The sequence below is a fragment of the Achromobacter sp. 1012554356 genome (assembly GCF_059760815.1).
On sequence record NZ_JCBANC010000029.1, the window covers coordinates 44,556 to 67,594 of the forward strand.

At 66.8% G+C, this 23,039-nt stretch carries 24 protein-coding genes; 17 read left to right on the plus strand and 7 right to left on the minus strand.

What is annotated here, in order from left to right; genetic code table 11:
• Positions 1–81: 81 nt before the first annotated feature.
• The 4 genes from AC6LJW_RS16390 to msrB are packed head-to-tail and all read right to left on the minus strand — an operon-like array spanning position 82 to position 2,134.
• Complete coding sequence (locus AC6LJW_RS16390) at positions 82–858, minus strand: peptidylprolyl isomerase (RefSeq protein ID WP_056568229.1); 777 nt, start codon at positions 856–858, stop codon at positions 82–84.
• A gap of 17 nt (positions 859–875) precedes the next feature.
• Complete coding sequence (locus tag AC6LJW_RS16395) at positions 876–1,145, minus strand: BolA family protein (protein ID WP_056568226.1); 270 nt, start codon at positions 1,143–1,145, stop codon at positions 876–878.
• A gap of 6 nt (positions 1,146–1,151) precedes the next feature.
• Positions 1,152–1,736, minus strand: coding sequence for a septation protein A (locus tag AC6LJW_RS16400; RefSeq protein WP_056568223.1), 585 nt, complete (start codon positions 1,734–1,736; stop codon positions 1,152–1,154).
• Positions 1,736–2,134 carry a peptide-methionine (R)-S-oxide reductase MsrB gene (gene msrB, locus AC6LJW_RS16405; RefSeq protein ID WP_056568221.1) on the minus strand — a complete coding sequence of 133 codons (399 nt, stop codon included), beginning with the start codon at positions 2,132–2,134 and terminating at the stop codon, positions 1,736–1,738. Before msrB ends, AC6LJW_RS16400 begins: the two co-directional genes overlap by 1 nt.
• A 52-nt stretch (positions 2,135–2,186) precedes the next feature.
• Here msrB and AC6LJW_RS16410 point away from each other — a divergent pair, with 52 nt between their 5' ends.
• From AC6LJW_RS16410 to AC6LJW_RS16440, 7 genes are all read left to right on the plus strand, one after another.
• Positions 2,187–2,864, plus strand: a complete 678-nt coding sequence (locus tag AC6LJW_RS16410) for an energy-coupling factor ABC transporter ATP-binding protein (protein ID WP_056568218.1) — start codon at positions 2,187–2,189, stop codon at positions 2,862–2,864.
• On the plus strand, positions 2,861–3,457 hold the full coding sequence (locus AC6LJW_RS16415; RefSeq protein ID WP_498087767.1) for an energy-coupling factor transporter transmembrane component T family protein: 597 nt from the start codon (positions 2,861–2,863) through the stop codon (positions 3,455–3,457). Before AC6LJW_RS16410 ends, AC6LJW_RS16415 begins: the two co-directional genes overlap by 4 nt.
• Positions 3,458–3,495: 38 nt before the next feature.
• Positions 3,496–4,053, plus strand: a complete 558-nt coding sequence (locus tag AC6LJW_RS16420) for a biotin transporter BioY (RefSeq protein ID WP_498087768.1) — start codon at positions 3,496–3,498, stop codon at positions 4,051–4,053.
• A 231-nt stretch (positions 4,054–4,284) separates the two neighbouring features.
• Positions 4,285–5,448 carry an ABC transporter substrate-binding protein gene (locus AC6LJW_RS16425; RefSeq protein WP_056568210.1) on the plus strand — a complete coding sequence of 388 codons (1,164 nt, stop codon included), beginning with the start codon at positions 4,285–4,287 and terminating at the stop codon, positions 5,446–5,448.
• 177 nt (positions 5,449–5,625) lie between these two features.
• Complete coding sequence (locus AC6LJW_RS16430) at positions 5,626–6,663, plus strand: branched-chain amino acid ABC transporter permease (RefSeq protein ID WP_056568208.1); 1,038 nt, start codon at positions 5,626–5,628, stop codon at positions 6,661–6,663.
• Between the two features lie 5 nt (positions 6,664–6,668).
• The gene (locus AC6LJW_RS16435; protein WP_056568205.1) at positions 6,669–8,504 is read left to right on the plus strand and encodes a branched-chain amino acid ABC transporter ATP-binding protein/permease; all 1,836 of its coding nucleotides are present in this window, start codon (positions 6,669–6,671) and stop codon (positions 8,502–8,504) included.
• Entirely contained in the window at positions 8,504–9,265 is a 762-nt protein-coding gene (locus AC6LJW_RS16440; protein WP_056568204.1) for an ABC transporter ATP-binding protein, read from the plus strand. The genes AC6LJW_RS16435 and AC6LJW_RS16440 overlap by 1 nt, the downstream gene beginning before the upstream one ends.
• 60 nt (positions 9,266–9,325) lie before the next feature.
• Here AC6LJW_RS16440 and AC6LJW_RS16445 read toward each other — a convergent pair whose 3' ends face one another.
• The 3 genes from AC6LJW_RS16445 to AC6LJW_RS16455 form a co-directional block, all read right to left on the minus strand.
• The gene (locus tag AC6LJW_RS16445) at positions 9,326–10,042 is read right to left on the minus strand and encodes an IclR family transcriptional regulator (RefSeq protein WP_056568201.1); all 717 of its coding nucleotides are present in this window, start codon (positions 10,040–10,042) and stop codon (positions 9,326–9,328) included.
• A gap of 19 nt (positions 10,043–10,061) precedes the next feature.
• On the minus strand, positions 10,062–10,958 hold the full coding sequence (locus AC6LJW_RS16450; RefSeq protein WP_498087769.1) for an NAD(P)-dependent oxidoreductase: 897 nt from the start codon (positions 10,956–10,958) through the stop codon (positions 10,062–10,064).
• Positions 10,959–11,033: 75 nt separating this feature from the next.
• Positions 11,034–12,488 (minus strand): aldehyde dehydrogenase, encoded by a 1,455-nt coding sequence (locus AC6LJW_RS16455; RefSeq protein WP_498087770.1) that lies wholly within the window; start codon positions 12,486–12,488, stop codon positions 11,034–11,036.
• Between the two features lie 173 nt (positions 12,489–12,661).
• On the opposite strand from AC6LJW_RS16455, the gene AC6LJW_RS16460 reads away from it, so the two are divergent.
• The 10 genes from AC6LJW_RS16460 to AC6LJW_RS16505 all read left to right on the plus strand — a co-directional run bounded on the left by AC6LJW_RS16460 (position 12,662) and on the right by AC6LJW_RS16505 (position 23,014).
• Positions 12,662–13,630, plus strand: a complete 969-nt coding sequence (locus tag AC6LJW_RS16460; protein ID WP_056568191.1) for a Bug family tripartite tricarboxylate transporter substrate binding protein — start codon at positions 12,662–12,664, stop codon at positions 13,628–13,630.
• Positions 13,631–13,704: 74 nt separating this feature from the next.
• A complete protein-coding gene (locus AC6LJW_RS16465) occupies positions 13,705–14,685 on the plus strand; it encodes a Bug family tripartite tricarboxylate transporter substrate binding protein (RefSeq protein WP_056568189.1) in 981 nt (326 codons plus the stop codon).
• A gap of 46 nt (positions 14,686–14,731) precedes the next feature.
• Positions 14,732–16,276 (plus strand): acyl-CoA carboxylase subunit beta, encoded by a 1,545-nt coding sequence (locus AC6LJW_RS16470; RefSeq protein WP_498087771.1) that lies wholly within the window; start codon positions 14,732–14,734, stop codon positions 16,274–16,276.
• Between the two features lie 20 nt (positions 16,277–16,296).
• A complete protein-coding gene (locus AC6LJW_RS16475; RefSeq protein WP_498087772.1) occupies positions 16,297–17,655 on the plus strand; it encodes an acetyl-CoA carboxylase biotin carboxylase subunit in 1,359 nt (452 codons plus the stop codon).
• A 56-nt stretch (positions 17,656–17,711) separates the two neighbouring features.
• Positions 17,712–17,924 (plus strand): biotin/lipoyl-containing protein, encoded by a 213-nt coding sequence (locus AC6LJW_RS16480; RefSeq protein WP_056568182.1) that lies wholly within the window; start codon positions 17,712–17,714, stop codon positions 17,922–17,924.
• Between the two features lie 7 nt (positions 17,925–17,931).
• The gene (locus AC6LJW_RS16485; protein WP_498087774.1) at positions 17,932–20,019 is read left to right on the plus strand and encodes a 3-hydroxyacyl-CoA dehydrogenase NAD-binding domain-containing protein; all 2,088 of its coding nucleotides are present in this window, start codon (positions 17,932–17,934) and stop codon (positions 20,017–20,019) included.
• 51 nt (positions 20,020–20,070) lie between these two features.
• Positions 20,071–20,469: a Zn-ribbon domain-containing OB-fold protein gene (locus AC6LJW_RS16490; protein WP_498087775.1), complete on the plus strand. Its 399-nt coding sequence runs from the start codon at positions 20,071–20,073 to the stop codon at positions 20,467–20,469.
• Complete coding sequence (locus AC6LJW_RS16495) at positions 20,469–21,641, plus strand: thiolase family protein (RefSeq protein ID WP_056569463.1); 1,173 nt, start codon at positions 20,469–20,471, stop codon at positions 21,639–21,641. The genes AC6LJW_RS16490 and AC6LJW_RS16495 overlap by 1 nt, the downstream gene beginning before the upstream one ends.
• Before the next feature lie 19 nt (positions 21,642–21,660).
• Positions 21,661–22,353, plus strand: a complete 693-nt coding sequence (locus tag AC6LJW_RS16500; RefSeq protein ID WP_056568172.1) for a 3-oxoacid CoA-transferase subunit A — start codon at positions 21,661–21,663, stop codon at positions 22,351–22,353.
• Positions 22,343–23,014: a 3-oxoacid CoA-transferase subunit B gene (locus AC6LJW_RS16505; RefSeq protein ID WP_498087776.1), complete on the plus strand. Its 672-nt coding sequence runs from the start codon at positions 22,343–22,345 to the stop codon at positions 23,012–23,014. The genes AC6LJW_RS16500 and AC6LJW_RS16505 overlap by 11 nt, the downstream gene beginning before the upstream one ends.
• Positions 23,015–23,039 lie beyond the last annotated feature (25 nt).

Below are 23,039 nucleotides of genomic sequence, written 5' to 3' on the forward strand. Positions count from 1 at the left end.
CAAGGGGTGTCAGACACCGGGTTGCCCAGCCAAAAAAAAACTGCCCGCGATCGGCGGGCAGTTTTCTGAGCTGAGCGGGCCTTATTGGATCTTGGCCTTTTCGCGCAATTGCTTCTGGTAGTCGGCCAGGGTTTGCTGGCGCAGCATTTCTTCCAGTTGCGGACGGACCTGATCCATCGGCGGGAATTCGACCGGACGGGTGTCGTCGACCATGATGATGTGCCAGCCGAATTGGGTCTGGACCGGCTTGTCGACCAGTTGGCCCTTCTTCAGTTGCGTCACGGCTTGCGCGAACGGCTGCACGTAGTTGGTCGGAGGAGCCCAACCCAGATCGCCACCCTTTTCGGCGCTGCCGGGGTCTTTGGAGTTCTTCTTGGCCAGGTCGTCGAACTTGCCCTTGTTGCTCTTCAGTTGGGCCAGCAGGTCGTTCGCCTTCTTCTCGTCTTCGACGAGGATGTGGCGGACCTTGTATTCCATCTTGCCGGCTTGTTCCTTCTTGATCTTTTCGTATTCGGCGGTGACTTGGGCGTCGGTGACCGGGTGCTTGGCCAAGTAGTCGGCCATCAGGGCGCGAACCAGGATGCCTTGGCGGGCCAGTTCGATCTCGGTCTGGACGTCAGCCTGCTTGGCGATGCCGCTGGATTCGGCGGCTTGCACGAAGATCTGACGGTTGATCATTTCCTGCTTGACCTGTTCGCGCAGTTGCGGCGAATCGGTGGCGCCCTGGCCGACCAGGAGCTTGACGAATTGATCCAGGCTCTTTTGCGGGATGGCCTTACCGTTGACGGTAGCCACGTTTTGCGCAAAAGCAGGCACGGCGATGACGCAGGCCGCAGCCAGCATGACGATGCGTTTCATGAATATCCTTTTACTTTCTATTTGGGAGCCTGGGCGTCAAGCGCAAGCGCATGAATCGGATAGGGGATCAAATCTTGCAAATGATGATACACCAGCCGGTGTCGCGCAACGGCGGAGAGCCCCGCAAAGCAAGGCGCTACGATGATTACGCGATAGTGGCCGGCGCCGTTTTTACTGCCTTCGTGGCCGGCATGCAAATGGGAGTCGTCCAGGATGTCCAGACTGATGGGTTCCAGGACGGCGAGGCGTTCCCGGATCAGGGCGATGCGGTCGGTGTTTTCTGACATAAAAGCTCAGGGCTTGCCGGGAGGCGTGGCGTCCGGGCCGGCCGGCGTGTTTTCTTCGGGCTGGATGTGCTTGCCCAGCCACAGCGACTGGCCAATGACGAAGACGATCATCAATCCCATCAGGCCAAAGGCTTTGAAACTGACCCACTGCGACTCGGTGAAGTGGCCCGAGAACGCAACGTACAGATTGAGCGCGCCGGCGATCAGGAAGAAGCCGGCCCAGATCAGGTTGAGCTTGTCCCACGCTGCATCCGGCAGCTGGATCTGCTTTTCCATCAGGCGCCGGATCAGGTTGCGCTTGAACAACAGGCGGGCAAAGACCAGCGCGCCGCCGAACATCCAGTACAGCACCGTGGGCTTCCATTTGATGAAGACGTCGCTGTGCAGCCAGATGGTGGCGCCGCCGAACACCAGGATGACCGTCAGGTTGATCCAGTGCATGGCTTCGGTGGGGCGGCCGGTGGCCTTGAGCCAGACGATCTGCGCCACGGCAGCCGCCATGGCGACGCCCGTGGCCGTGAAGATGTCCGTATACCTGTAGGCGATGAAGAACAGGAGCAGCGGAAAGAGGTCGAACAGGAACTTCTTCATCAGTCTTCTAGGGGCTCAAACGTCATCGACAGGGAGTTGATGCAGTAGCGCAGGCCGGTAGGCTCGGGGCCGTCGGGAAAGACGTGGCCCAGGTGCGCGTCGCAGACGTTGCACAGGACTTCGGTGCGGACCATGCCGTGCGTGGTGTCGCGTTCCTCGCGGACGAGTTCGGGGTCCAGGGCCTGGAAGTAGCTGGGCCACCCGCAGCCGGCGTCGAATTTGGTGTCGGATGCGAACAGCGCCGTGCCACAGCCGACGCAGCGGTAAATGCCAGGTGTGAAAGTATCCCAGTAGCGCCCCGTGAACGCGCGTTCGGTACCTTTTTGACGGGTGACCACGTATTCTTCGGGGGAAAGCTGGGCGCGCCATTCGGCGTCGGTTTTGCGTACTTTTTCCATATGAGCTCTTGGAGTCGCGATGCCCGAAATGGTTCGGGCATAATCCCGCCCCATGTTAATCGAGTTTGACCAGGCGGTAGTGTCGACGCCCCAGGCGGAAGTGTTGCGCGGGGTGAGCGTCACCCTGGCCGAACGCCGCATCGGCATCGTCGGCCCCAATGGCGCCGGCAAGAGCACAATGGCGCGTTTGGTCAACGGCCTGGTGGTGCCGTCTTCGGGCAGCGTGCGCGTGGACGGGCTGGATACGCGGCAGGATCTGAAAGCCGTGCGCGCGCGCGTCGGCTTTGTGTTCCAGAATCCCGAAAACCAGATCGTCTTTCCCATCGTGCGCGAAGACCTGGCGTTTGGCCTGAAGCGCCTGGCGCCCGACCGCCAGCAGCGCGAGGCGCGCATCGACAGCCAGTTGGCCCGCCTGGGCGTGGGCCACCTGGCCGACCGCAGCAGCCACACGCTGTCCGGCGGTGAGCGCCAACTGGTGGCGCTGGCCGCCGTGCTGGTCATGGAGCCGGCCCTCATCGTCTTTGACGAACCCACCACGCAGCTCGATCTGCGCAACCGCAACCGGGTGCGCGCCGCCATCGACGGGCTGCCTCATGACGCCATCGTCGTCAGCCATGACCTGGAATTGCTCGAAGACTTCGACCGCGTGCTGGTCGTGCGCGACGGCACGATAGCGGCCGACGACACGCCCGCCGCGGCGCTGCGCTGGTACCGGGAACACTGCGGATGATGGAGCCCCTGTACGTCACGGGCGACACGCCGCTGCACCGGTTGCCGGCGTGGGGGAAACTGCTGGCGCTGTTGGCGGCCGGCGCGGGCCTGTTCGTGCTGCGCGATCCGCTCTGGCTGGCGTTCGCCTTTGGTTTCTCGGTGGCGCTGGTCTGGTCCACGGGCGTGGCCGCGGCGGCCGTCTGGCGTCAGGTGCGCGGGCTGCTCTGGGTGCTGCTGGCCGTGGCGCTCTTCACCGGCTGGTTCCAGGGCCCCTTGGAGGCCCTGGCCGTGGTGCTGCGCGTGGCGGCAATGGTGGGGCTGGCTCTGGCCGTCACGCTGGCCACCCGCACCTCGGACCTGATTGCCGTTTGCGAAAAGGCATTGCGGCCGCTGGAGCGCACGGGTCTCGTCGACGCCGAAAAGGTGGCGCTGGCGCTTGCGCTGACGCTGCGCTTCGTGCCCGAAATCTGGCGCAATTTCCAGGAGATCCGCGAGGCCCAGGCCGCGCGCGGGCTGGGGGCGAATCCGGTCGCGCTGATCGTGCCGCTGATCGTGCTGACGTTGAAGCGGGCGCAGGAAGTCTCTGAAGCGATCGACGCGCGCAGCGTCTGACGGCCGCGCGCCCTGAACTCATCTACAAGGGGAAGACCATGAAATCGAACAACACGGTGCTGGTTGCGCTGTTTGCGGCGCTGATCGTCGTGCTGAGCCTGATGCCGCCCATCCCGATGCCCGGCATTCCGGTGCCCATCACCTTGCAGACGCTCGGGGTCATGCTGGCCGGCGCCATGCTCGGCCCCGTGCGCGGCGCGCTGGCGTGCCTGCTGTATCTGGCGCTGGCGGCGATCGGCCTGCCGGTGCTGCCGGGTGGGCGTGGCGGGCTGGGGGCGTTTTTTGGCCCGACCGGCGGATTTCTGATCGGCATGGTGGCGGGCGCATTCGTGACGGGCTGGTTGGCGCGCCGTTTGGCCGCCCGCGGATCGGGCACCTGGAAAGGGCTGGCGGGCTATGTCGCCGCCTGCGTCGTCGGCGGCATCGTGGTGGTGTATGCGGTAGGCGTGCCGTGGCTGGCGGCCGTGGCGAAGATGGACATGGCAAAGGCTGGGGGCGCGGTCGTGGTGTTCCTGCCCGGCGATCTGGTCAAGGCCGTGGTGGCCGCGTGGGTGGCCTCGCGCGTCGAGCGGGTGTTCCCGATGCTGGGCCGCTGATCGCCAAGGGAATCCCCCAACATGACGCCTGCGACCCTTTCAAGTACAAGTTCGCCATTAACAAATGCGTTCGCCAGATCATGATTTCCGTAGCACATCAGGGAATTACCGTAGTTGCGGTAGGTCATCTGATACTGTTTTAACCATATAATATTTTTTTCTGTATAACTTTAAACAGGCTCGCTTCGCCTCGGTCGAGGCACATAAGAGCCAACCACAGGAGACAAAAACATGCGCAAGCACTTCGGCTTGTCCGCGGCCGCCGCCGCCGTAGCCCTGACTCTGCCGCTTCTGGCGAACGCACAGGTCAAGGTTGGCGTGACCGTGGCCAGCACCGGCCCCGCCGCCTCGCTTGGCATCCCCGAGCGCAACACCGTGGCACTGCTGCCCAAGGAAGTCGCCGGCCAGAAGATCGAATGGATCGTGCTGGACGACGCCACCGACACCACGCAGGCCGTCAAGAACTCGCGCAAGCTGGCCACCGACGACAAGGTCGACGTGCTGATCGGCACGTCCGTCACGCCGGGTTCGCTGGCGATGGTCGACGTGGCCGCCGAAGCCAAGGTGCCGATGATCAGCGTGGCCGCCAGCGCCAAGATCGTCGAACCCGTTGACGACAAGCGCCGCTGGGTCTTCAAGACCCCGCAGAACGACGCGCTGATGGCCGGCGCCCTGGCCGACGCGATGTCCAAGTCCAAGGTCAAGACCCTGGGCTTCATCGGTTTTGCCGACGCCTACGGCGACGGCTGGCTGGACGTGATGCAGAAGGCCGCCAAGGCCAAGGGCATCGAGATCGTCGCCGTCGAAAAATACGGCCGCACCGACACCAGCGTGACGGGCCAGGTGCTCAAGCTGGTCGGCGCCAAGCCGGACGCCATCCTGATCGCCGGCGCCGGCACCCCGTCCGCGCTGCCGCAAAAGGAACTGAAGGCCCGCAACTACGGCGGCACCATCTACCAAACCCACGGCGCCGCCAACAACGACGTGCTGCGCGTCTGCGGCAAGGACTGCGACGGCATGCTCCTGCCGGCCGGCCCGCTGCTGGTCGCCGCGCAACTGCCTGATAGCAACCCGGTCAAGAAGTCGGCCCTGGCCTACGTGGAAACCTACGAAAAAGCCAACGGCGCCGGTTCGACCAACACGTTCGGCGGTCACATGTGGGATGCCGGCCAACTGGTCGTCGCCGCACTGCCTGTGGCCCTGAAGACGGGCGCCAAGCCCGGCACGCCGGAATTCCGCGTTGCGATGCGCGATGCCCTGGAAGGCGTGAAGGACCTGGCCGTGTCGCAAGGCGTGTTCAATATGTCGCCCACGGACCACGCCGGCTTTGACGAGCGCTCGCGCGTCATCGTCAAGGTGGAAAACGGCAAGTGGGTCTACCAGCCCGGCCTGTAATCCCCCTGTATCGCCCGAGCGCGGGCCGCCCCATCGCGGGCGTCCCATGCGCGGGGGGCGGCACACCGCCCGCCGCGCCGCGCCCGGCAGGACTTCGCACCGGCCTTTCCGGCCGGTGTGTCGTATCAGTGTTCCGGGTGGGGTCGGAACACCAAGAAACCACAAGGTAGTTGTTAGATGGATTCCTCAATTGCGCTGATCCTGCTGCAAGACGGTGTCGTCAACGGCGCCATCTATGCCCTCCTGGGCATGGCTCTGGTGCTGGTTTTCGCCGTCACGCGCGTCATTTTCATTCCCCAGGGCGAGTTCGTGGCGTTCGGCGCCCTGACCCTGGCCATGCTGGTGGACGGCAAAGTGCCGGGCACCGCCTATCTGCTGCCGCTGCTGGGCCTGGTGTGCCTGGCGCTTGAGCTGGTGCGCGCCGTGCGCACGCGCAGCGCCGCCGGCCTGCCCAAGACCATCGCCACCTGCGTCGTGCTGCCGCTCGCGCTGTTCTGGCTGACCAAAAGCTACACCGGTCCCGAGAACTCGCTGTGGCTGAACATGCTGCTGACGCTGTTCCTGGTGGTTCCGATGGGTCCGATGGTCTATCGCATCGTCTACCAGCCGCTCGCCGAAGCCACCGTGCTGGTGCTGCTGATCGTGTCCGTCGCCGTGCACTTCGCGCTCATGGGCCTGGCGCTCGTGTTCTTTGGCGCCGAGGGCTGGCGCACGCCGGCATTCGTGAGCGGGCAGGTCGACCTGGGCTTCATGACCTGGTCAGCGCAGAGCCTGTTCGTGGTCGCCACGTGCGCGCTGCTCATCATTGCCTTGTGGGTGTTCTTCGGCAAGACGCTGTACGGCCGCGCGCTGCGCGCCACCGCCGTCAACCGCCGCGGCGCGCGCCTGGTGGGTATCAGCACCAACATGTCGGGCTCGCTGACGTTCACGCTGGCCGTGGGCATCGGCGCCATGTCCGGCATGCTGATCGCGCCCATCACCACGGTCTATTACGACACGGGTTTCCTTATCGGCCTGAAGGGCTTTGTCGGCGCCATCATCGGCGGCCTGGCCAGCTATCCCATCGCGGCGGCCGGTTCGCTGCTGGTCGGCGTGCTGGAATCCTTCTCGTCGTTCTGGGCCAGCGCATATAAGGAAGTGATCGTCTTCACCCTGATCATCCCGGTTCTGGTCTGGCGTTCGTTCAGCACCCATCACGCGGACGAAGAGGAATAACAGCCATGAACCGCATTCTGCTTGCCGTTTTTCTCGTCGTCCTGGCGGGCCTGCCGATGGTGTCGGCCACGCCCGAGTTCTGGGTGACGCAACTGAACTACATCGGTCTGGCCAGCCTGGTCGTGCTGGGCCTCGTGCTGCTGACCGGTGTCGGTGGCCTGACGTCCTTCGGCCAGGCCGCGTTCGTCGGCCTGGGCGCCTACACCACGGCCTACCTGACGACGCAGTACGACGTGTCCCCCTGGCTGGCGCTGCCCGCGGGCCTGATCCTGACCGCCGTCGTGGCCTACCTGCTAGGCGCGATCACGCTGCGCCTGTCGGGACACTATCTGCCGCTGGGCACCATCGCCTGGGGCCTGTCGCTGTATTACCTGTTCGGCAACATCGACTGGCTGGGCAAGCACGACGGCATCGCTGGTATCGAGCCCATCAGCATCTTCGGCATGTCGCTGGCCAATGGCCGCCACATCTATTACCTGATCTGGATCTGCGTCCTGCTGGCGCTGTGGGCCACGCGCAACCTGCTCAACTCGCGTCCCGGCCGCGCCATCCGTGCGCTCAAGAGCGGGGCGGGCATGGCCGAGTCCATGGGCGTCAACACGGCTGCCTACAAGATCGTGATCTTCGTGTGGGCGGCCCTGCTGGCCTGCGTGTCGGGCTGGCTGTATGCGCACATGCAACGCGCCGTCAGCCCCAGCCCCTTCGGCCTGAACTACGGCATCGAGTACCTGTTCATGGCGGTGGTCGGCGGCGCCGGGTATGTGTGGGGCGCCTTGCTGGGTTCCAGCGTCATCCTGGTGCTGAAGGACCAGTTGCAGAACCTGCTGCCCAAGCTGCTGGACACCAACGCCAACTTCGAGATGATCGTCTTCGGCGTGCTGCTGATCCTGATGCTGCAATACGCGCGCAACGGCCTGTGGCCGATCCTTGCGGGCTGGTGGGGCAGCATTACCGGCGCCAACGGCTCGCGCCGCAATCTGGCGCCGCCTGCCGCGGCCCCGGCCCTGCCGACGCGCGAGCGTCCGCAGCCCGGCCAGGTCGTGCTGGAAGTGGACGCCATCCGCAAGGAGTTCGGCGGCCTGGTGGCGGTGAACGACATCACCTTCAAGGTCAGCTCGGGCGAAATCATGGGCCTCATCGGCCCCAACGGCGCCGGCAAGAGCACGACCTTCAACCTGATCAGCGGCGTGCTGCCGGTGACGCGCGGCCAAGTCACGTTCATGGGCCAGCGCATCGACAACCGTTCGGCGCGCGAGATCGCCAAGATGGGCGTGGGCCGCACGTTCCAGCACGTGCAGTTGCTGCCGGGCATGACGGTGCTGGAAAACGTGGCGCTGGGCGCGCACCTGCGTTCGGACGTGGGCGTGCTGTCGGGCGCGCTGCACTCGGACCGCGCCCGCGAAGCGCAACTGCTGCATGAAGCCGCCGAGCAGCTCAAGCGCGTGGGCCTGGGCGAATACCTGTACGAACAGGCCGGCAACCTGGCGCTTGGCCAGCAACGCATCCTGGAAATCGCGCGCGCGCTGGCGTGCGATCCCGTGCTGCTGCTGCTGGACGAACCGGCCGCGGGCCTGCGCTACAAGGAAAAGCAGGACCTGGCGCGCGTGCTGGAACAGCTTCGCGCCGAAGGCATGAGCATTCTGCTCGTTGAACACGACATGGATTTTGTGATGCGCCTGACCAACCACCTCGTGGTGATGGATTTCGGCACGAAGCTGGCCGAAGGCGTGCCGGCCGACGTGCAAAAGAACCCGGCGGTGCTGGAAGCTTACCTGGGCGGCATCGACGATGACCTGCCCGAAGCGGACCAGGCCAAGCCCGTGCCGGCGGGAGGCGTGTAATGAGCGCACCCAATTCCCCCGTTCTCGAAGTCAGCAACCTGTCGGCCCGCTACGGCAAGGTCGGCGCGCTGGCGGGCGCCACGCTCAGCGTGCCGGCCGGCAGCATCGTCACCGTGATCGGCGCCAACGGCGCCGGCAAGTCCACGATGCTCAACGCCATCATGGGTTCGCTGCCGCAGACTGGCCACGCCGCCGGCACCGTGCATTACGCCGGTGCGGACGTGTCGGGCTGGATGGTCGAACGCCGCGTGGCGGCGGGCATGTCGCTAGTGCCCGAGCGCCGCGAGCTGTTCGGCACCATGTCGGTCGAAGACAACCTGCTGCTGGGCGGTTTCCGGCGCTACCGGGCCCGCGAAAGCGGCTGGCGCGACACGCTGAACGAAGTGTTCGATCTGTTCCCGCGGCTGCGCGAACGCCGCGCCCAGCAGGCCGGCACCCTGTCCGGCGGTGAACGCCAGATGCTGGCTGTGGGCCGTGCACTGATGGCCAAGCCCACGCTGCTGATGCTGGACGAGCCCAGTCTGGGTCTGGCGCCGCGCATCGTGCGCGAGATCTTCCACATCATCGCGCGCCTGCGCGAGACCGGCGTGGCGATTCTGCTGGTCGAACAGAACGCCCGCGCGGCGCTGCAGGTGGCCGATTACGGCTACGTGCTGGAAACCGGCGAGGTCATCCTGCACGGTCCGGCCCGTGAATTGGCCGGTGATCCGAAGGTGATTGAAAGCTATCTGGGGTTGGGTAAGGGCGCGGAAGCGGCCTGACGCCAGGCGGGATAGGGAAAACGCCGGCGCCGTCATTTGGCTGTCGCTGTTTGCCCGCAGTCACTTGCCCGACGGCCAGCGCCCGCCCAGCGCGCGCGTGGCTTCGGCCGCGGCGTCCTGCACGAGCTTGCCCATCTTCTTGACGGCGGTGGGCGAGTAACGCTCTTTGGGACCCGACAACGAGATGGCGCCGCAGATGTCGCCGTCCGGTCCGAAGACCGGGCTGGCTACCGCCGCGCAATTGGGGTCGCGCTCGCCCATGGAGGTGAGCATCAGCCCGGCCTGCGACGGCGGCTGTCCGTCAACCAGATATGCGGTGAGCAGCTTGCCGGCAGCGCCTTTGTCCAGCGGCAGCAGGTCGCCGACGCGGATGCGGTCCAGCGTCGAATGATGCGAATCGACGCGCAACAGGCACACGCGCGACTGCGCGTCGTGATAGACGTGAAAGGACGCACTTTCGGTGCCCTTGTCGACCAGGCCTTCCAGCAGCGGCAGGATGGTTTCGGTCAGGCGGTAGGTGGCCTCGTAGGCCCGCCCGAGGTGGTGGGCATACGGCCCCAGCGCATAGCGCCCGTCGGCGCGGCGCACCACGAGGGCCGCCTTTTCGAGTGAAGCGATGAGCCGCAAGAGCGTGCTCTTGTAGAACCCCGTGGCCCGGGAAAGATCGGCAAGCGTGATGGGATCGGTGCGTTGCGCGACCGCCCCGACGATGGTCAGGGCGCGTTCGACGGCGGCGACGCCGTCGGTGGAATTATCCTGAGTAGGGGTACGACTCATTGGAACGATAGGGGGGTGATTACGCGGTGGTTCCCGAGTCCGGATCGATCACCCGGCTGATGACGGGGAAATAGCGGTTGCCGTGACCCTGGGCGAGCGCAGCGTCGAACCAGTGATCCACGTTGCGGGCTCCCAGCGCCTGTACGCCGGTCTGTTCTGCCAGCGCCAGCGCGTAGCGCAGGTCTTTGCGGGCGTAGTCCACAGGGAAGGCTTTTTCGGGAAAGTCTGCGGGCAGAATAGCCTTTAAGCCGTGGTTGCGCAACGCGAAGCTGTCCGCCGAGCCGCGTGTGAAGGTCTCCAGCAGGACGCGCGGATCGACCCCCGAACGGCGCGCGATGGCGCGGGCTTCGGACAGCGCCACTACCGTCTCGAAGAGCACCATGTTGTTCAGGATCTTGACGACCTGACCGCTGCCGACCGGGCCGCAATGCGTGATTTCGTTGGCAAACGTGGAGACCAGCGGCTTGACGCGCGCGAACACGCTTTCATCGCCGCCGATCATGACCGACAGCGTGCCGGCCTCGGCCGCGGCGCGGGTGCGGGCGACGGGCGCATCGATGAAAATCGCGCCCTTGGCCGCAAATTCGCCCGCCAGCTCGCGCGTCACGTCGACGGGCGAGGTGCTCAGGTCCACGATCAACTGACCGCTGCGCGCGTTCGCCAGCAGGCCGTCAGCGCCGCGGGCAAGCTGCGCCACGACCTCGCCGGACGGCAGCGACAGGAACACCACGTCGCATTCGCGCATGATCTGCGGGGCGGTCGCCGCGGTGACGTTGTGCGCGGCCAGCCGTTGCAGGGGGGAGGGGTCGTTGTCGCAGCCCAGCACGGGCACGCCGCCCTTGACGGCCAGATTGCGGCAGATGGGCTCGCCCATGACGCCCAGGCCGATAAAGCCGGCTCGTTGAAATTCAGGCATGAGGATAGTCTCCGATGAAGTGTTGGAGGGGCCGCGGCCGGCGGCCCCGAATGATGTTGGGAAAAAGAGGACGGCCTACATGCCGAAATAGATGCCCTTGGATTGCTGGTACAGACGCAGTCCGCTCACGCCTTTCTCGCGCCCGATGCCGCTTTGCTTGAAGCCGCCAAAGGGCGTCGAAATGGAGAGCTGTTTGTACGTGTTGATCCAGACGCTTCCCGCCTCCAGCTGCCGGGCCACGCGCCAGGCGCGGCGGTAGTCCGCCGTCCAGACGCCGGAGGCCAGGCCATAAGCGCTGTCGTTGGCCTGGTCGATCAGATCGTCTTCGTCATCGAAGACCAGCGCGCAGAGCACCGGTCCGAAGATCTCTTCGCGCACGACATGGGCGTCCCGCGACAGGCCGCCAAGTATGGTGGGGCGGTAGAACGCGCCGGCCTCAAGGGCCTTGCCCTCTGGTCGAGAGCCGCCCAGCAGCACCTCCGCGCCATCGCGGCGTGCGCCATCGACCATGCCTTCGATCTTTTCGCGATGACCGAAGGACGCGATCGGACCCATCTGCGCGCCATCCGCGTCGGGCAAATCGACCTTCAGGCGGCTGGCGCGCGCCACGAGCTTCTCGATGAAGGTCTGGGCGATGCTGCGCTGCACGTACAGGCGGGAACCGGCCACGCAGGATTGGCCGCTGCCCTCGAAGATGCCGCCGATGACGCCGTCGATCGCGGCGTCCTGGTCAGCATCTTCGAACACGATGTGCGGTGATTTGCCGCCCAGTTCCAGCGCCACGGGCATCAGCTTTTCCGCCGCGGCATGCGCGATGGCGCGGCCGCTGCCGGTGCCGCCCGTGAACGACACCATGCGCACGCCGGGGTGCTCGACCAGACGCCGCCCCACGGTGGCGCCCAGACCGGTCACCACGTTCAGGATGCCCGGCGGCAGGCCGGCTTCGAGGGCAATGCGGCCCAGCGCCAGCGCCGGCGACGAGGTGACTTCGGAGGGCTTGAGAATCACGGCGTTGCCCGCGGCCAGCGCGGGCGCGACCTTCTGCGCCTCCATCGTGAGCGGCGAGTTCCACGGCGTGATCGCCACGACCACGCCGTAGGGGTCGTAGTGCGTCATTGACAGGTAGTTGCCGCGCGCGGGCGTGACCTCCGCACCCAGCGTTTCGCACACCCCGGCGTAGTAGCGGAACGTGGCCGCCGCGCTGGCGACCTGCGCCTTGCACTCAGCCCACACCTTGCCGTTTTCGATCATCTGCAACTGCGCAAGCAGCTGCGCGTTCTGGTCCATGCCGTCGGCGATGCGGCGCAGAATTGCGGCGCGCTGGTGCGGCAGCATGTCGCGCCATGCCGGCTGACGCTGCGCGTGCCAGGCAGCTTGAACTGCCTGGTCGACCTGCGCATCCGACGCCGCGCTGATCCGATAGTTACGGGCGCCGGTGGCGGGGTTGATGGATTCGAAGGCGGCGGCGTCCCGCGCGACCCATTCGCCGCCGATCAGCATGGGTTTAAGGGTTTCCGATGATTCGGACATGAAGTGTCGTTCCTCTCTTGATGGCTTTGTTTCGCGCCCACGGCAAGTGGCCGGCGCGTATTTATTCGTTGACAGCCCGGGTTTGAAAAAATATAAAATAGAATAAGCGTTCTGCACAATGGAACGATAAGAATAAACCAAACCTTCAATCGATGACAAGAGGAGACCTACCCATGCAACGCAATTGGCTGCGTGCGCTGGCTTGTGCCGCGACGCTGTTCACGGCGGCGGCGCACGCCGACACCTATCCTTCGAAACCCGTGTCGATGATCGTGCCGTATCCGGCCGGCGGCGCCACCGACGTGGTCGCGCGGGCCGTGGCCGAACGGCTCACGCAGACGTGGGGGCAATCGGTCATCGTGGAAAATCGCGCCGGCGCCGGCACGACGATCGGCGCAAGTTCCGTGGCCCGCGCGCGCGGCGACGGCTACACGCTGTTCATGACGACATCGGCGCACACGATCAGCGGCCACCTGTACAGCAAGCTCAGCTACGACCCCGTCAAGGATTTCGCGCCGATCACGCTGGTGACCAAGGTGCCGCTGGTGCTGGTGGTCAACCCCGCCATCCCGGCGAAGACGTTGCCGGAGTTCCTGACGTACCTGAAGCAAAACGGCGGCTCGGTGAACTTTGCCTCGCCGGGCAACGGCACGGCGCAGCACCTGAGCGGCGAGCTGTTCAAGATCGCCACGAAATCGTCCATCACGCACGTGCCGTACCGGGGCGACGCGCCTGCCTTCACGGATCTGGCGGGCGGGCAGGTGCAGATGATGCTAGCCACCATCACGTCCGCGCTGCCGCTGATCGAGTCCGGCAAGCTGCGTGCGCTGGCCGTCGCCAACGGCAAGCGGGTGCAGGCGCTGCGCGACGTGCCGACGTTTGCCGAAGCGGGTATGCCCGGCTTCGAGGCCGCCACCTGGTTCGGCATCCTGGCGCCGGCCGCCATGCCGCAGGAACAGGCGCAGCGCATCTATGAAGACGTGTCGAAGATCGTGGCCACGCCGGCGATGCAGACCCGCATCGAAGGGCTTGGCGGCGAAGTCGTCAATAGCACGCCCAAGGCGTTCGCCGCCTTCATGCAGCAGGAAGAGGAGAAGTGGGGCCAGGCCGTCAAGGCTTCCGGCGCCGTCGCGGCACAGTAGACACCACGCAATCCGCAGCCGCGCGCCAACGCAGTGCGCGGCGCGGATCCATGCAATCACGGAGGAGACACATCATGACAGTTGCAAAATGGCTGGCAGCAGGCGCGTTCGCCTGGTGCGCCGCATTGCCGGCGGCCGCAAGCGCGGCCGACTATCCCAACGCCCCGGTCAAGTTTGTCGTGGGCTTCAGCCCCGGCAGCACGATCGACATCGTGGCGCGCATCGTCGGCGACGCGCTGGCCACCCGCATGGGCCAGACGTTCGTGGTCGAAAACCGGACGGGCGCGAACGGCATGATTGCCGCCCGCATGGTGGCGCAGGCCAAGCCCGACGGCTACACGATCCTGGTCAGCAATTCCAGCTCGATCACCGTCAATCCCTTGCTCTACAAGGACCTGCAATATCACCCGCTGAAGGACTTCGAGCCGGTGACCACCGTGGTGTCCGTGCCCTTCATCCTGACCATCAACGCCGAGAATCCGCGCGTGGCCGGCGTGAAGGACGTCAAGTCGCTCGTCGACCTGGCGCGGCGCAATCCCAACACGGTCAGCTACGGGTCGGCCGGCAACGGCAACCTGATGCACCTGGCGGGCGCGCAGCTTGCCACGATGTCGGACGTCCAGATGCTGCACGTGCCTTACCGCGGGGCCGCGCCGATGGAGGCGGGACTGCTGTCCAAGGAAGTCGACTTCGGCTTTGACACGTTGTCCGGCGTGCCGCTCATCAAGGCGGGCAAGCTCAAGGCGCTGGCCGTATCCACCGCGCAGCGCTGGCATGACCTGCCGGACGTGCCCGCCGTGGCCGAGCTGGGCTACCCGGACTTCGACATCTCGTTCTGGGTGGGGGTGTTTGCGCCGGCGGGCACGCCGCCCGCCATCGTGGACCGCCTTAACCGCGAGATCGCGGCGGCAGCCAAGGATCCGGCGGTGCGCGCGCGGCTCGCTGCGCAGGGCAATCCCTCGACGCAATCGCCCAAGGAGTTCCGGCAAAAGATCGCCGACGAGCTCAAGCAGAACGAGACGCTCATCAAGCGCGCAAACATCAAGATCGACTGAACCGGCGGCGATGACCGCTTGGGCAACTGACAGGAAGGAGCACAAGGTGTCCTGGGAGAAAGAACTGCAGGAATTGGCGCTGCGCAAGGAACTGGCGGTGCGCATGGGGGGCGAGGCGAAGGTGCGCCGGCACCGCGAGAACGGCAAGTTGCCGGTGCGCGAGCGGATCGACAGGATGGTCGACCCGGCGTCATTCCGGGAAGTGGGGGCGCTGGCGGGCAGCGGCGACTATGACGCGCAAGGGCGCCTGATCGACTTCACGCCATCGAACCTGCTGATCGGCCGAGCCAAGGTGCAGGGCCGGCCGGTCGTCGTCGCGGCTGACGACTTCACCGTGCGCGGTGGCGCCAATGACGGGGCGGTCGGCGACAAGCTGGTCGAGTCCGAGCGCATGGCGCAGGACCTGCGCGTGCCGCTCATCCGGCTGGTGGACGGCACGGGCGGCGGCGGCTCGGTGCGCAACATCGAGATCAAGGGCCACACGCTACTTCCCAAGCTGCGCATGTGGCCGCTGATGGCGCAGAACCTGGCAACCGTGCCCGTCGCATCACTGGCGCTGGGGTCGGTGGCCGGCCTGGGGGCGGCGCGCGTGGCGGCCAGCCACTACTCGGTCATGGTGCGTGACACCTCGCAGCTTTTCATCGCGGGTCCGCCCGTCGTCGCGCGCATTGGCCAGAACCTGGACAAGAACGAGCTGGGCGGCAGCGACATCCACACCCGCAACGGCGTGGTGGACGACGAGGCGGAATCCGAAGAGGACGCCTTCGCGCGCGTGCGCCGCTTTCTTTCGTATCTGCCGCGCTCGGTGCACGAGCTGCCGCCGCGGGCGGCCGACCCCGGCCGGGCTGGCGCGCAGGACTGGCTGCGGGACGCAATTCCGTCCGACACGCGCGCCGTGTACAAGATGCGGCCGATTCTGGAGGCGCTGGTCGACGAGGGCTCGTTCATGGAGATCGGCAAACGCTGGGGCCGCGCCGTCATCACCGGGCTGGCCCGCATCGACGGCTGGCCGGTGGCGGTGTTTGGCAGTGATCCCTATCACTACGGTGGCGGCTGGGATGGCCCGGCCGCCGAAAAATTCACCCGGCTGCTGGATCTGGCCGAAACGTTCCACCTGCCCGTCGTCAACCTGGTCGACGTGCCCGGGTTCCAGATCGGGCTGAACGCCGAGAAGGCCGGCGCCATGCGCTACGGCGTGCGCGCGCTGACGGCCGTCGCGCAATCCACGGTGCCGTGGTGCTCGATCATCGTGCGCAAGGCGTTCGGCGTGGCGGCGGGCGGGCACCAGAGCGCTGGCCGCTTCAACTTCCGTTACGCATGGCCGTCGGCGCAGTGGGGCTCGCTGCCGGTGGAGGGCGGGCTGGAGGTTGCCTACAAGGCCGAGATCGAGGCCGCCGAGGATCCGCAGGCCAAGATGCGCGAGATCGAAGCGCGCGTCCGCAGCCTGACCTCGCCCTTCCGCAGCGCCGAAGCCTTCGTCGTGGAAGACATCATCGATCCCGCCGCCACCCGTCAGGCGCTGGAGGAATTCGTGGAGCTGGTGGCGCCGCTGCGCGAACCCGGTCCCCGGGCCTTCGGCTACCGCCCGTGATGCCGCGCCAGGAGCCCAACATGAAACGAGTCATCGTGGCCAATCGCGGCGCCGTCGCCCGGCGTGTCATCCGCGCCTTGCGCGGCCTGGGGATCGAGTCGGTAGCCGTCTATTCCGAGGCCGACCGCGATCTGCCGTATCTGTCGGAAGCGGACCTGGCCGTCCCGATCGGCGCATCGCCCGCCGCGCAGAGTTATCTGAACCAGGAAACGCTGCTGCGCGTCGCGCGTGAATGCGATGCGGATGCCCTGCACCCCGGTTATGGCTTCCTGTCCGAGAACGCGGCGTTTGCCGATGCCGTGGAGCAGGCGGGCCTGGTCTTTGTCGGACCGTCGCCGCGCTGGATCCGGATGCTGGGACACAAGACCCAGGCGCGCGACGCCATGCGGGCGCTGGGCATGCCGATGGCGCCGAGCAGCGCGGTGCTCGGCGACGACCTCGCGGCATTGCGCCGCGCGGCTGAGGACCTCGGGTATCCGGTGCTGATCAAACCTGCGTCGGGCGGTGGCGGCATCGGGATGCTGGCGCTGGAGGGGCCGCAGGACGCCGAGGCGCAATGGGCGCGCGCGCGGCAGATTGCCGAACGTAGTTTCGGCGGCTCGGACCTGTATCTGGAAAAGCTGCTGCGCGACCCGCGCCACGTCGAGTTCCAGTTCCTCGCCGACCGCCATGGGCAGGTGCGTTGCCTGTATGAGCGTGACTGCTCCATACAGCGCCGCCATCAGAAGGTGCTGGAGGAAGCGCCGGCGCCTGCGCTGCCGCGTGCGGCGGTCGAGGCCATGGGCGCGCGGCTGGAGGCCATGCTGGCGGGGATGGGCTACGACGTGATCGGCACCGTGGAGATGCTGTACACGCCCGATTCCGGCTTTTCGTTTCTTGAGATCAACACCCGCCTGCAGGTCGAGCACGCCGTGACCGAAGCGGTGACCGGCGTGGATCTGGTGACCGCGCAACTCCGGCTGGCGGCTGGCGAGCGCATGCAGGACGTGCTGCCGGCCGTGCCGCCGCTGAATGGCCACGCCATCGAGGCGCGCGTGTATGCCGAAGACCCGGTGCGCTTCCTGCCGTCGCCCGGCCCGCTGCGCGTATTCCAGCCGCCCGAGATGCCCGGCGTGCGCATCGAGACCGGCTACGCGGAGGGCTGCCGCGTATCGAGCCACTACGACCCGATGCTGGCGAAGGTGATCGCGCATGCCGCGACGCGCGAAGCGGCGCTGGATCTGTTGGCGGCCGCGCTGGTGCAGTTCCGCGTCGAAGGCGTCAAGACCAACATTCCTTTTGTGCGCCGGGTGCTGGAAGACCCGGTGTTCCGCGCGGGGCAGGTCAGCACCGGGCTGGTGGGACGCATGCTTGAAGAGGCTCAGTCGCAGGCCGCGTAGTTCCCTCGCAAGGGTCGTACCGAAACATCCATACCGATAACTATCAGGAGCAGGCAATGTTCAAAGTGGAAACCCCCGTGGTGGGCCGTGTGGTCGCCGTCACCGTCAGCCCCGGCCAGCGCGTCGAGGCGGGCGACAGTGTCGCCAAGGTCGAATCGATGAAGATGGAGATCCCCGTGGAAGCGGAGCGCGCGGGCGTGGTGGCGCGCGTGCTCGTCGGCGAGGGCGACGAGGTGGATGAAGGCCAGGCCGTGGTCGAACTGGAGTGATGCGGCCATGCTGATCCATACGGAACGCAGGGAAGCGGGGCGCGTCGCGTTGCTGACATTGCGCAATCCGCCGGTCAACAGCCTGAGCGCGGCGCTGCGTACCGAGTTGCACGCGGCCATCGAGGCCGCGCTGGCGGACGGCACGGTGCGTGCGCTGGTGTTGGCGGGCGACGGCGACTACTTCTGCTGCGGCGCGGAGATCCGCGAATTCAACACGTCCTTGCAAGCGCGCGAACCAACGCTGCGGTCGCTGATCGCGCAGATCGAGGGCGCGGCCAAACCCGTCGTGGCGGCGATTCACGGCGCGGCGCTCGGTGGCGGCCTGGAGCTGGCGCTGGGCTGCCACTATCGCGTGGCACAGGCCGGCGCGTCGTTGGGGCTGCCCGAAGTGAAGCTGGGCATCCTGCCGGGCGGGGGCGGCACGCAGCGCCTGCCGCGCCTCGTGGGCGTTGATCGGGCGCTCTCCATGATCGGCGGTGGGGATCCCGTCGACGCCCAACTGGCGGCGGAGTGGGGGCTGGTCGACGAGGTCTGCGCGAAGGACCTGATCGATCGGGCGTCTGCCTACGCGTTGGCCGTCGCGGACGCCCCGTTGGCCGGGCGCATCGTGGGCGCACGGCCGGTGGCAGCGCTCGCCGATTCCGGCGTCTACGAACGCGCGCGCCAGGAAGCATCGCGGCGCTATCGCGGCTGCGTGGCGCCGCTCGCCTGCGTGGACTGCGTGGAATACGCCGCGCGTTCAACACTGGATGACGGGCTGGCGTACGAGCGCGAACGCTTCCTGGAACTGGTGAACGGACTGCAGTCCAAGGCGCAGCGGCATCTGTTCTTTGCCGAGCGCGCCGCGGTGAAGTTGCCGCCCGAATGGCGCACGCAGGCGCAGATCTTCACGGTGGGCGTGGTGGGCGCGGGCACGATGGGCGGCGGCATCGCAATGAGTCTTGCCAACGCGGGCCTGAACGTGATGCTGGTCGAACGCGACGCGCAGGCGCTGGCGCGCGGGTGGGACGTGATCACGAAGAACTACGCCGCAACCGCCGCCAAGGGCAAGCTGAGCGCCGCGCAGGTCGAGGAACGCCAGGCACGCATCCGCACCAGCCTGCAGCTGGACGATCTGCGCGACGCGGATCTGGTCATCGAGGCTGCCTTCGAAGACATGGCTGTCAAGCGCGAGATCTTCCAGGCGCTGGACCGCGTCTGCAAATGCTCGGCGATCCTCGCGTCGAACACGTCGCGGTTGGATATCGACGAGATCGCCGGTTTCACGGAACGTCCCGCGCAGGTGCTGGGCATGCATTTCTTCAGTCCCGCGAACGTCATGCGGCTGCTGGAGGTGGTGAAGGGCGGCAAGACCGATGGCAACGTCGTCGCGGCCGTGTTCCGGCTGGCGCGCAAGATGGGCAAGCTGCCGGTGCTGGTCGGCGTGTGCGACGGGTTCGTCGGCAATCGCATGGTCAGCCCGTACACGCGCGAGGCGCACTTCCTGCTCGAAGAAGGCGCGACGCCGGCGCAAGTGGACGGCGCGCTGCAGCGTTTCGGGCTGGCGATGGGCCCGCTGCGCATGGCCGACATGGCGGGGCTGGACATCAGTTGGGCGTTCCGCAAGCGCATGGCCCCCACGCGGCCGGCGCACCTGCGCTACTCACGCGTGGCAGACCGCCTGTGCGAGCAGGGACGTTTCGGACAGAAGACGGGCAGCGGCTTTTACCGCTACGAGGCCGGCAGCCGCACGCCGGTGGAAGACCCGGATGTGCTGGCGCTGATCGACACCTGCGCGCGTGAAGACGGCGTGGCGCGCCGCGTGGTCTCGGACGAGGAGATCGTGCAGCGCACGATGTATGCGCTGGTCAACGAAGGGGCGCGCATCCTGGAAGAAGGCATTGCGCGCCGCGCATCGGACATCGACGTTATCTACGTGAACGGCTACGGATTTCCGGTGCACCGAGGCGGCCCCTTGTTCTACGCAGAGCAGCAGGGGCTGGCGCAGGTACTGGCGACGATCCGGCAATTTCACGCGGCGCACGGCGAACTCTGGCGTCCCGCGCCTTTGCTGGAAAGGCTGGTCGCGCAGGGTCGGACCTTCGCGGACTTGTGATGAACAGGGGCGCCGTGGATGCGCCCCGCAGAAGAATCAGGAGACAGGGCAATGCAGAGGGAAATGGAGGGCGCCGCGCCAAGCGGGCCGCAGGAGCAGTATTTTTCGAATCTCGCCGAGGGCCGCTTCCGGATCCAGCGCTGCGCGGCATGCCGCGCGCATCAGTTTTTTCCGCGCGTGCTGTGCATGCATTGCGGCGCGCAGGATCTGGCGTGGACCGAGCCTTCGGGCGCGGGCACGGTCTATTCGTTCAGCATCGTCCGGCGCAAGCCCGATGCGGGCGGCGACTACAACGTGGCGTTGGTCGATCTGCAGGAGGGCGTGCGCATGATGAGCCGCATTGACGGCGTCGCGCCCGGCGGTCTGCGCATCGGCATGCCGGTGCGGGCGCACGTGCTGCGCGGCGAGGGGCAGCCGCTGGTGGTGTTCGTTCCGGCGGAGGTCGCATGATGTCGCTGGAATCGCTGCGCGGTCAGGTCGCCATTGCGGGGGTGGGACACGCGGGGCTGGGCGAGGCCCAAGGGCATACCGAAATGGAAGTGCTGGCGCAGGCCGCCGCGCGCGCGGTCGCGGACGCGGGCCTGAACATGCGCGACATCGACGGCCTGGCGACATGCAGTTCGTCGGCCACGATGTGGAGCATGCCGGTTGCCGAGTATCTGGGCCTCAAGCCGCGCTACATCGAGGCCACGATGCTGGGCGGATCCAGCTTCGTCTCGCACCTGCTGCCGTCGGTGATGGCGCTGGTGTCCGGGCAATGCAACGCGGTCCTGGTCTGCTACGGCAGTACGCAGAAGACCGCGGTGTTCGGCCGCAAGGAGGGCGTCAAGGCGCGCACGCTGCTGGACCCGCAGCCGTTCGAGTATCCGTACTCGCCGTTGTCGCCCGTGACGTCCTACGCGCTGGCGGCCGCCCGGCACATGCACCAGTACGGCACGACGCGTGAGCAGCTTGCCGAAGTGGCGGTGGCGGCACGAGCCTGGGCGCGTCTCAATCCGGAGGCGGCAATGCGCGACCCCCTGTCGATCGCGGACGTGCTGGCTTCGCGTCCGGTGTCCGATCCCCTGACCGTGCGCGACTGCTGCCTGGTCAGCGACGGCGGCGGCGCCTACGTGATGGTCCGCGCGGACCGCGCGCGTCAGTTGAAGCAGCCCCCCGTCTATGTGCTGGGCAGCGCGACTGCAGTGTGGAACCGGCAGATCTCGTCCATGGAGGATCTGACCGTCACAGCGGCCGCGGAGTCCGGCAAGCGCGCGCTGGCGATGGCGGGCCTGACGGTGGCCGACGTCGACGTGGCCGAGCTGTACGACGCCTTCACGATCAACACGCTGCTGTTCCTGGAAGACCTTGGCTTCTGCAAGAAGGGCGAGGGCGGGGCCTTCGTGCAGGGCGGGGCGATCGCGCCCGGCGGCCGCTTGCCAGTCAACACCAATGGCGGCGGGCTGTCCTGCGTGCATCCCGGCATGTACGGCATCTTCCTGGTGATCGAGGCCGTGCGCCAGCTCCGGGCACAGGCGGGCGAGCGGCAGGTGCAAGGCGCCGACATCGCGCTGGTCCACGGCAACGGCGGCACGCTGTCCAGCCAGTCCACCGCCATTCTCGGCGGCCCGGCCACGCACTGAGTTCCCAGGAGAAAGATCCATGCTGGACAAGACAGTCGATTCCCTGGCGGCCGCGGTGGCGGGCGTGCAGGACGGGGCGGTGATCCTGATCGGCGGCTTCGGCGCCTCGGGTGTGCCGACCGAGCTGGTCTGCGCGTTGCTGGACCAGGGCGCGCGCGAGCTGACCATCGTCAACAACAACGCCGGCAACGGCAAGCGGGGGCTGAGCGAGCTGGTGCAGGCGGGCCGGGTGCGCAAGATGATCTGCTCGTTCGCGCGCTCATCCGACCGCAAGAACCCGAACGCCGCAGCCTTCGCGGACGCGTACCGGGCCGGCAAGGTCGAGCTCGAATGCGTGCCGCAGGGCACGATGGCCGAACGCATGCGCGCGGCGGGTGCTGGCCTGGGGCCATTCTTCACGCCCACGGCCTTCGGTACGCCGCTCGCGCGGGGCAAGGAAACCCGCGTCATCGACGGCGTGGGCTATGTGCTGGAGTCTCCGCTCAAGGGCGACTATGCGTTCGTCAAGGCGCGAACGGCGGATCGCTGGGGCAATCTGGTGTACCGCTACGCGGGCCGCAATTTCGCGCCGGTGATGTGCATGGCCGCCGCCACGACGGTGGCGCAGGTGGACGAGATCGTGGACCTGGGCGGCATCCCGCCCGAACACGTGATGACGCCGGGCATCTTCGTCAAACGGGTGGTGCAAGTGGGAGCGGGTCATGGGCTATGAAAAACTCAGCCGGCGCGACATCGCGCGCCTGGTGGCGGCGGACATCGAGGACGGCGCCTATGTGAATCTGGGTATCGGCATTCCGACGCAGGTTTCGGCCTTTCTGCCGCCGGGACGGGATGTGATCCTGCACACGGAAAACGGAATTGTCGGAATGGGGCCGGGCGATCCCGGCGCGCCGCTGGACCTGGACCTCATCAACGCCAGCAAGGAGGCGGTGACCCTGCTGCCGGGCGCGTCCATCACGGACCACGTGGTGTCGTTCGCCATGATGCGCGGCGGCCATCTGGACCTGACGGTGCTGGGCGCGTTCCAGGTGTCCGAAAAGGGCGACCTTGCCAACTGGGACACGGGCGCGGCCGATACCATACCGGCGGTTGGCGGGGCCATGGATCTCGTGGCCGGCGCGCGCCAGGTCTTCGTCACGATGGAGCACGTCACCAAGGACGGACAGCCCAAGATCGTGCGCGAATGCACCTACCCGCTGACCGGCGCCAGGGTCGTGGACCGCATCTATACCGACCTGGCCATCCTGGACGTGACGCCGGCAGGCATGCAGGTCAGGGCGATGGTGGCTGGGCTGGCGTTCGGCGAACTGCAGGCGCTTACCGGGTGCCCGCTCGCATTGGATCCCGGCTGGCGGACGCTTTCGGTGCATTAGCGGAGCGCTGCGCGCAGCGGCAGCG

Excerpts from the sequence above, each read along its gene's own strand:
- AC6LJW_RS16400 (WP_056568223.1), bottom strand. The coding sequence starts at position 1,736 with ATGAAGAAGTTCCTGTTCGACCTCTTTCCGCTGCTCCTGTTCTTCATC.
- AC6LJW_RS16410 (WP_056568218.1), top strand. The coding sequence starts at position 2,187 with ATGTTAATCGAGTTTGACCAGGCGGTAGTGTCGACGCCCCAGGCGGAA.
- AC6LJW_RS16495 (WP_056569463.1), top strand. The coding sequence starts at position 20,469 with ATGTCGCTGGAATCGCTGCGCGGTCAGGTCGCCATTGCGGGGGTGGGA.
- AC6LJW_RS16425 (WP_056568210.1), top strand. The coding sequence starts at position 4,285 with ATGCGCAAGCACTTCGGCTTGTCCGCGGCCGCCGCCGCCGTAGCCCTG.
- AC6LJW_RS16415 (WP_498087767.1), top strand. The coding sequence starts at position 2,861 with ATGATGGAGCCCCTGTACGTCACGGGCGACACGCCGCTGCACCGGTTG.
- AC6LJW_RS16500 (WP_056568172.1), top strand. The coding sequence starts at position 21,661 with ATGCTGGACAAGACAGTCGATTCCCTGGCGGCCGCGGTGGCGGGCGTG.
- AC6LJW_RS16450 (WP_498087769.1), bottom strand. The coding sequence starts at position 10,958 with ATGCCTGAATTTCAACGAGCCGGCTTTATCGGCCTGGGCGTCATGGGC.
- AC6LJW_RS16440 (WP_056568204.1), top strand. The coding sequence starts at position 8,504 with ATGAGCGCACCCAATTCCCCCGTTCTCGAAGTCAGCAACCTGTCGGCC.
- AC6LJW_RS16395 (WP_056568226.1), bottom strand. The coding sequence starts at position 1,145 with ATGTCAGAAAACACCGACCGCATCGCCCTGATCCGGGAACGCCTCGCC.
- AC6LJW_RS16460 (WP_056568191.1), top strand. The coding sequence starts at position 12,662 with ATGCAACGCAATTGGCTGCGTGCGCTGGCTTGTGCCGCGACGCTGTTC.
- AC6LJW_RS16445 (WP_056568201.1), bottom strand. The coding sequence starts at position 10,042 with ATGAGTCGTACCCCTACTCAGGATAATTCCACCGACGGCGTCGCCGCC.
- AC6LJW_RS16490 (WP_498087775.1), top strand. The coding sequence starts at position 20,071 with ATGCAGAGGGAAATGGAGGGCGCCGCGCCAAGCGGGCCGCAGGAGCAG.
- AC6LJW_RS16430 (WP_056568208.1), top strand. The coding sequence starts at position 5,626 with ATGGATTCCTCAATTGCGCTGATCCTGCTGCAAGACGGTGTCGTCAAC.
- AC6LJW_RS16475 (WP_498087772.1), top strand. The coding sequence starts at position 16,297 with ATGAAACGAGTCATCGTGGCCAATCGCGGCGCCGTCGCCCGGCGTGTC.
- msrB (WP_056568221.1), bottom strand. The coding sequence starts at position 2,134 with ATGGAAAAAGTACGCAAAACCGACGCCGAATGGCGCGCCCAGCTTTCC.
- AC6LJW_RS16390 (WP_056568229.1), bottom strand. The coding sequence starts at position 858 with ATGAAACGCATCGTCATGCTGGCTGCGGCCTGCGTCATCGCCGTGCCT.
- AC6LJW_RS16480 (WP_056568182.1), top strand. The coding sequence starts at position 17,712 with ATGTTCAAAGTGGAAACCCCCGTGGTGGGCCGTGTGGTCGCCGTCACC.
- AC6LJW_RS16485 (WP_498087774.1), top strand. The coding sequence starts at position 17,932 with ATGCTGATCCATACGGAACGCAGGGAAGCGGGGCGCGTCGCGTTGCTG.
- AC6LJW_RS16505 (WP_498087776.1), top strand. The coding sequence starts at position 22,343 with ATGGGCTATGAAAAACTCAGCCGGCGCGACATCGCGCGCCTGGTGGCG.
- AC6LJW_RS16455 (WP_498087770.1), bottom strand. The coding sequence starts at position 12,488 with ATGTCCGAATCATCGGAAACCCTTAAACCCATGCTGATCGGCGGCGAA.
- AC6LJW_RS16465 (WP_056568189.1), top strand. The coding sequence starts at position 13,705 with ATGACAGTTGCAAAATGGCTGGCAGCAGGCGCGTTCGCCTGGTGCGCC.
- AC6LJW_RS16435 (WP_056568205.1), top strand. The coding sequence starts at position 6,669 with ATGAACCGCATTCTGCTTGCCGTTTTTCTCGTCGTCCTGGCGGGCCTG.
- AC6LJW_RS16420 (WP_498087768.1), top strand. The coding sequence starts at position 3,496 with ATGAAATCGAACAACACGGTGCTGGTTGCGCTGTTTGCGGCGCTGATC.